General features: G+C 73.7%; 3 protein-coding genes and 1 pseudogene. 1 reads left to right on the top strand and 3 read right to left on the bottom strand.

The window, feature by feature from the left end:
• Positions 1–1,129: pseudogene (locus tag ACOV8S_RS11035) on the bottom strand (hypothetical protein); the annotation flags it as partial.
• A 176-nt stretch (positions 1,130–1,305) separates the two neighbouring features.
• Here ACOV8S_RS11035 and ACOV8S_RS11030 point away from each other — a divergent pair.
• Positions 1,306–2,280, top strand: coding sequence for a carbohydrate kinase family protein (locus ACOV8S_RS11030; RefSeq protein WP_448317607.1), 975 nt, complete (start codon positions 1,306–1,308; stop codon positions 2,278–2,280).
• Between the two features lie 108 nt (positions 2,281–2,388).
• On the opposite strand, the gene ACOV8S_RS11025 is transcribed toward ACOV8S_RS11030, so the two are convergent.
• Both ACOV8S_RS11025 and cobT read right to left on the bottom strand, forming a co-directional pair.
• Positions 2,389–5,574 (bottom strand): efflux RND transporter permease subunit, encoded by a 3,186-nt coding sequence (locus tag ACOV8S_RS11025; RefSeq protein ID WP_448317606.1) that lies wholly within the window; start codon positions 5,572–5,574, stop codon positions 2,389–2,391.
• A 628-nt stretch (positions 5,575–6,202) separates the two neighbouring features.
• Positions 6,203–7,483 (bottom strand): nicotinate-nucleotide--dimethylbenzimidazole phosphoribosyltransferase, encoded by a 1,281-nt coding sequence (gene cobT / locus ACOV8S_RS11020; protein WP_448317605.1) that lies wholly within the window; start codon positions 7,481–7,483, stop codon positions 6,203–6,205.
• Between the last annotated feature and the right edge of the window lie 268 nt (positions 7,484–7,751).

Raw genomic sequence — 7,751 nt, 5'->3', positions numbered from 1 at the left:
GGCGCAGCAGGTCGCCCCGGTCGGGGAGCCGCACCTCGAACATCCAGGACGGCACCAGCGTCTGCCGGCCGTCCACGAAGTGCGCGGCCAGGCCGAACTCGGCGCTCTCGACGGTGGCGGTGCGCCGCTTGAGAGGCGCCTCGGGGGTGCACGGGTGGGCCGGCGGCACGGCGGAGGGGCGGCCCGCGGGAGCTTCCTCCCCCTTGTCCCCGCCGGGCTCCGCGGGCACGGCGCTGGCGCAGCCGGGCTCCGGGGCCCGGCCGATCCCGGAGCTCAGCCGGTCGAGGTCCTTCAGCGCGGACTCGGCGTCCACCAGCGGGTAGGAGTCGCCGCGGACCGGGTCGGCGAGCATGCCGGCGCCCGAGGTCACCCGGGAATCCGGCCCCACCCGCAGGGCCGTGGTCCAGCCGTGGGTGGGCAGACCGCCGATGACGGGATCGGCGTCGACGGTGCGCTCGGGGCCCAGGGTGCCGCCCGCGGTCACCCGGGCGTCGCTCTGGCCGGCGGCCTTCAGCACGGCGGCGGCGGCCTTCTCCGCCTTCGCCCTGTCCACCGGAGTCGTCCCGCCCGACGGGTCGCGGTGGAACGTCCAGGAGGCGGGGGCCTTCCGGTCGACGGTCAGCTCCTCCCCCGCCTTCCACACCGTGCCCTCCTGGCGCGGCGTGCTCTCCAGTCCGAGCGCCTCGGCGAGCGCGGCCACCCGCTCCCGCGGGACCTGGCCCTCGGGCAGGTACACGGGGGCGGTGTCCGGGCCGTCGGGCAGCTCGCCGGCGGCGCGGAAGGTGAGGCCCTGCGGCACGGCGCCGTACCCGTCGAGCACCAGGGGCTCGGGTTCCGGCGGGCCGGCGGGCGAGGCGGCGGCCGGGCCGCCCGTGGAGGAGGCGGCGTAGGTGCCGATGCCCGCCACGGCCAGCACCGCCGCCGCCACCGCGGCCACCGCGAGCCGCCGGCGCGGCGGGTCGTGCCGCGGTCCGGGCGCGGCGTCGTCGTGCTCGGAGGCCCCGTCGTGGGGAGCCCCACCGTGGGCAGCCCCATCGCGGGGAGCCCCGTCGCGGGCGGCCGTTCCGTCGTGCGGGTCGTGGTCGCGGCCGTCGTCCGGGCCGCCGGCCGGCAGCGCGTCGTCCTTCACCTCGTTGCTCCTCTTCCTCAAAGGCCCTCGGAGGCCGTGCCCCTCATCAGGAGTCCCCGATGGGACGTGCGCGGCCGGGACCCGGTTCCCCCCGATGGGGCACTCGGGACGAACCGGCCGCCCGAGCCGCCTACCATCGGTAGGTCACCAAGCCGCCAGCCAGGAGAGAACCCGCCGTGCGCATCGCAGTCACCGGCTCCATCGCCACCGACCACCTCATGACCTTCCCGGGCCGGTTCGCCGACCAGCTCGTCGCGGACCAGCTGCACACGGTCTCGCTCTCCTTCCTGGTCGACCAGCTCGACGTCCGCCGCGGCGGCGTCGGCGCCAACATCGCGTTCGGCATGGGCCAGCTGGGCACCGGCCCGGTCCTGGTCGGCGCGGCCGGCTCCGACTTCGACGAGTACCGCGCCTGGCTCGACCGGCACGGCGTCGACACGGCTTCCGTGCGCATCTCCGAGACGCTGCACACCGCGCGCTTCGTGTGCACCACGGACGCCGACCACAACCAGATCGGCTCCTTCTACACGGGCGCGATGAGCGAGGCCCGTCTGATCGAGCTGAAGACCGTCGCCGACCGGGTGGGCGGTCTCGACCTGGTCCTCATCGGCGCCGACGACCCGGAGGCGATGCTCCGCCACACGGAGGAGTGCCGCGCCCGGGGCATCGCGTTCGCCGCGGACTTCTCGCAGCAGATCGCGCGGATGAACGGCGAGGAGATCCGCATCCTGCTGGACGGGGCGACGTACCTCTTCTCCAACGAGTACGAGAAGGGCCTCATCGAGTCCAAGACGGGCTGGTCCGACGAGGAGATCCTCGCCAAGGTCGGCCACCGGGTGACCACGTTGGGCTCGCGCGGCGTGCGCGTGGAGCGGCACGGCGAGTCCCCGATCGAGGTCTCCGTGCCGAGGGAGACCCGCAAGGCCGACCCGACCGGTGTCGGCGACGCCTTCCGCGCCGGTTTCCTCTCCGGCCTGGCCTGGGGCGTCTCGCTGGAGCGCGCGGCGCAGATCGGCTGCATGCTGGCGACGCTGGTCATCGAGACCGTGGGCACCCAGGAGTACCAGCTGCACCGCGCCCACTTCATGGAGCGCTTCGCCGAGGCGTACGGCGAGGAGGCCGCCTCCGAGGTCCGCAAGAACCTCGGCTGACCCGCGGTCGCTGCGGTCCGGCCGATCGCCTCGGTCCGATCGCTCACGTGACACACGGGGAAGGCCCCCGGCGCCATTGGCGCCGGGGGCCTTTCGTGTCGCGGTGCGTCAGGCCCGGACGGGCTCGGGCTCCGCGGCGAGGGCGGGCGTGTCGTCGCCGCCGTCGCCGGGGGCCTGCTCCGCCCGCTTCGCGGCCCGCTTGGCCGCACGGCGCTCCTTGCGGAGCTCCAGCATCGCGTACAGCGTCGGCACCAGCAGCAGCGTGAGCAGCGTCGAGGTGATCAGACCACCGATCACCACGACCGCCAGCGGCTGGGCGATGAACCCGCCGTGGCCGGTGACGCCCAGCGCCATCGGGACCAGGGCGAAGATGGTCGCCAGCGCGGTCATCAGGATGGGCCGCAGACGGTGCCGGCCTCCCTCGATCACCGCCTCGACGACTCCGTAGCCCTGCGCCCGGTACTGGTTGATCAGGTCGATCAGCACGATGGCGTTGGTGACCACGATGCCGATCAGCATCAGCATGCCGATCATCGCCGGGACGCCCATCGGGGTACCGGTGGCGATCAGCAGGCCCAGCGCGCCGGTGGCGGCGAACGGGACGGACACCAGCAGGATCAGCGGCTGCGCCAGCGACCGGAAGGTGCCCACCAGCAGGATGAACACGATCGCGATGGCCGCGAGCATGGCGAGGAAGAGGTTCATCTGCGCCTCCTCCTGCTGGTCGACCACGCCGCCGATCTCGGCGGTGGCGCCCTCGGGCAGGTCCAGCTCGTCGAGCACCTTGGCCAGCTCGATGCCGACGGAGCCGGTGTCGTCGGTGGTCGGGCGCGCGGTGACGTTGACGGCGCGCTGACCGTCGATGCGGGTCAGCGAGACCGGACCGTCGACCAGCTTGATGTCGGCGACCTGGGAGAGCTTGACCTTGTCGAGGCGCAGGTTCTTCAGCTCGGCCACCGTGTCGGCCGGCTTGGCGGCCTTGATGACGATGTCGCGCTCGGCCTGGTCCAGCGTGGCCTTGCCGACGGTCTTGCCGCGGACGGCCTGGGCGACGACATCGCCCAGGGCCTGGTCGGTGAACCCGGCGGCCGCGGCCTTCTCGTTGGCGCGGACCTGGATCCGCGGCACCGACTGCGCGAGGTCGTTGGTGACCTCGGTGACGTCGTCCATGCCCTTGACCGCGTCGGTGACCTCGGCGGCCGCGTCGGCCAGCACGTCTCGGTCGGCGGCCTTGACGACCACCGCGAGGTTCTGGCTGCCGAGACCCATCTGGGCCCCACCGATCTCGGTCTCGCCGACGCCGTCGAGGCCGGCCAGGCTCCTCTCGATCTTCTTCTGGACGTCCTCGTAGGAGGCGTCGTCCTCGATCATCACCTGGAAGCTGGCCTGGTCGGAGCCGGTGCCGCCGCCGAAGGCCGCCATCCAGCCGGAGCTGCCGACGGTGACCTGCTGGTTCTTGACGCCTTCGACACCCTCGATGGCCTTCTCCACCTTGGCCGCGGCCTTGTCGGTGGCGGCCAGGCTGGTGCCCGGCTCGAGCTTCTGGGTGACGGAGATGACGTCCTGGTCGCTCTGGTCGAACAGGTTGACCTTGAGCAGCGGGGTCATGGCCAGGGTGCCGACGAACACGGCGACCGCGATCAGCACGCTGGTGAGGCGGCGACGGGTGGCGAACTTCAGCACGGGCACGTACAGGCGCTGCAGGCGGCTGCGGCGCTCGGCCTCCTCCGCCTTGAGTCGGGCCTGCTCGGCGTCCTCCGGGCTGCCCTTGGGCGGGCGCAGGAACCAGTAGGACAGGACCGGGACCACGGTCAGCGACACCAGCAGCGAGGCCAGCAGGGCGACCGTGACGGTGATGCTGAAGTCGCTGAACATCTCGCCGACCATGCCGCCGACGAGGCCGATCGGCAGGAAGACCGCGACGGTGGTGAGCGTGGAGGAGGTGACCGCGCCGGCGACCTCACGGACCGCCTTGAGGATGGCCTGCTTGCGCTCCTCGCCGTAGCCGAGGTGCCGCTTGATGTTCTCCAGCACCACGATCGAGTCGTCGACGACCCGGCCGATGGCGATGGTGAGACCGCCCAGCGTCAGCATGTTGAGCGAGATGTCGCGGGTCCACAGGAAGATCAGCGTGAGGACCACGGACAGCGGGATGGAGACCGCGGTGACCAGGGTCGAGCGGACCGAGGTCAGGAACACCAGGATGATCACGACGGCGAACAGCAGGCCGAGCGCGCCCTCGGTGGTGAGGCCGGAGATCGCCTGGGCGACGGCCGGGCCCTGGTCGCTGACGACGGTGATCTCGGCGTTCTTGCCGACCGCCGCGCGCAGGTCGTCGAGCTTGTCCTCGACGGCATCGGAGATGGTGACGGCGCTGCCGTCGCGGTCCATGGTGACCATCACGGACAGGCTGGGCTTGCCGTTGGTCCGGGTGATGGAGTCGGTCGCGGCCGGCTTCTCCTCGACCTCGGCGACCGAGGAGAGCTTGACCGCCTTGCCGCCGCCCTGACCGGCGGCGCCGGGGGCTCCGGCCGCCGCGCCCGCGCCCTGCGCCTGGCCCGCGATCCGCAGGTCCTTGATCTGCTGCAGCGAGGTGTAGCCGCCGCCGACCTGGACGGTGCGGTTGGCGCCGTCCTCGTCGAAGGCGCCGGCCGGGACGGTCGCGCCGCCCGCCTGCAGCGCCTGGGTCAGCGAGGCGGCACTCAGCCCGGCGCGCGCCATCTTGGCGTCGTCCGGGGTGATCGTCACCTGCATGTCGCGCACGCCGTTGACCGAAGCCTGGGAGACGCCCTCGATCTTCTCCAGCTCGGGCAGCACGGCGGTGTCGAGGCGGTCGGCCAGCGCCTGCTGGTCCATGTCCGCGGTGACGGACAGGACCACGGCGGGCATGTCGTCGGAGGAACCGGCGATCACCTGCGGGTCGACGCCCTCGGGCAGCATGTTCCGCGACCGGTTGATGGCCTGCTGGATGTCGGCGACCAGCTGCTTGGTGTCCGGGCCGTAGTCGAAGGAGGCCATGATCACGGCGCTGCCCTCGCTCGCCGTGGAGGTCAGGCTCTCGACACCGTCGACGGCCTTGATGCCGTTCTCGAGGGGCTCGACGACCTGCTTCTCCACCACGTCCGGGGACGCGCCCTGGTACGGCGCGATGACCGAGACCATGGGCAGTTCGATGGAGGGGAACAGCTGCTGCTTGAGCTGCGGGATCGCGATCACTCCGAAGAGGAGCGCGATGAGCGACATCAGCCCTATCAGGGCCCGCTGCGCGAGGCTGAATTTCGACAGCCAGGACATAAGGGTCAGGGTCTCTCTACGAGGTGAGGGCACGGTGCGTGGGGGCGCCGGCATGGGGCGGGACCGCCGCCGCATACATCCTGACCCATGGCCCGTCGAGACCTGGTAACCCCCTGGTCCTATTTGACGAGCGTCACATCCTCCTAGGGTCGGACATCCCGACCGCCGCCGGCGGGGAGGACCTGGCACCCAGGTCACCGCCCGGCCGGGCGGGGCGGATTCCTCCACGGGGGCGGGCACGACCGCCCCGGTGCGTCCCGCCGCGCCGGCGAGCACCACGGGACCGGCGCGCCGCCGCCTCGGCCGGTCCTGCCCTTCGGCGGGGTGGCGCCGGCTCGCGGGGCAGCGCCGCCAGGGGTCGCTCACCCGGCCGGGCCGTGCGCGTGCCTCGCCGTCCCGAGGGACGGGGGTGCCTGCCGCGTCGGCGGACGGCCGCACCGGCGCGCCGGGTGTGCGCCACCGCCTCGGCCCGGTCCTGCCCTTCGGCGGGGTCCACCTGCCTTGTGGGGCACTCGTCGGCCACGGCAGGTCGGCAGACCTTGCCCACCCCGTGGATCGCGAGGGATTCCCCGCCGCGGCGCGCCCTGAGAACTATGCCGATGTCGGCGGTCCCGCGGCTCCTGCGGGCTCAGTCGGCGTTGCGCTCCGCGGGCTTCGCGGCGTCGGTCGGCGTCACCGGATCGGCGGACGCCGCGGCGTCGGTCGGTACTACCGGCTCCGTGGGCGCGGCGGCGTCGTCGGGCGTCACCTGATCGGCGGGCGCCGCTGTCTCGGGAGCTTCGGCGGCGGACGCCGCGGCCTCCGCAGACCCTGCGGGCTCGCCGGGCTCGCCGGGAGCCGCCGGCTTCTCCGGGGCGGGGGACTCGCCGATCTCGGGCAGTTCGGCGGCGAGCGCGGCGGCGGCCCGCACCAGCGGGAGGGCCAGCAGGGCGCCCACGCCCTCGCCGACGGTCACCCCGTGGTCCAGCAGCGGCTCCAGGGCCATCCGGTCCAGCGCCTTCGCCTGGGCGGGCTCGCCACTGCTGTGGCCGGCCAGCCACCAGTCGGGCGCACGGAAGGCGGCCCGCTGCGCGACCAGCGCGGCGGCGGCCGAGACCACCCCGTCGAGGATCACGGGGGTCCGGCGCACCGCGCACTGCAGCAGGAAGCCGGTCATCGCTGCCAGGTCGGCCCCGCCCACCGCGGCCAGCAGCTTCAGCTGGTCGCCGAGGACCGGGCGCGCCCGGCGCAGCGAGTCGCGGATCGCGGCGCACTTGCGCATCCACGCCAGGTCGTCGATCCCCGCGCCGCCGCGGCCGGTGACCACCGAGGCGTCGGTGCCGCAGAGGGCGGCGACCAGGACCGAGGCGGGCGTCGTGCCGCCGACGCTGAGGTCGCCCAGGACGATCAGGTCGGTGCCGGCGTCGGCCTCCTCGTCGGCGATCTCCATGCCCGCGCGGAACGCCGTCTCGGCCTCCTCCGCGGTGAGCGCGTCCTCGATGTCGATCCGGCCGCTGCCGGCGCGCACCCGACGGGCGGTCACCTCGGCGGGCAGCGCCTCCGGTTCGCAGTCCAGGCCCACGTCCACGATCCGCACCGGGACGCCCTCGCGGCGGGCGAGGACGGCGACGGGGCTCACGCCCTCCAGGACGTCGCGCACCAGCCAGGACGCGGTGCCGGCCGGGCGTCCGGAGACGTTGAGCGCGGCCACGCCGTGGTCGGCGGCGAACAGCACGACCTTGGGCCGGTCCAGGGGGCGCACCGGCACCGCGTGCTGGGCGGCCGCGAGCCACTCCCCCAGTTCGTCCAGACGTCCCAGCGACCCGGCCGGAACGGCCAGTCGCCCCCGGCGCGCCTCCGCGTCACGGCGCACGCTGCCGTGGGGACGCTGGATCCGGTCGGTGAAGTCGTCGAGATTAAGCGAGCTCATTGGCGGAACAGTACCGGCCCTTCGGGGCGGCGTCGTTGCACCAGGGAGCGGGACGCCCTACGTTCCGGTTTGCCCGCTTTCGCTCCCGGGGATCTCCCGTGGTGTTCTCCGTCGTTCCGTCCGTCGTCGCCCGAGGTGAGGAGCCGCCGTGGCCGAGGTCGCCGTGCCGCAGTCGCAGGAGCCGGTGGAGCCGGGCGGCCGGGGCGGACCGCGCCCCCGGCAGGCGCCGGACGACCGGCCGCCGGGGCGGCTCGAGCGGCTGCGGTAC

The sequence above is a fragment of the Streptomyces sp. CO7 genome (genome assembly GCF_053474865.1).
Note: the sequence above shows the minus strand (reverse complement) of the source record. Positions and strands in the feature narration are given on the sequence as shown.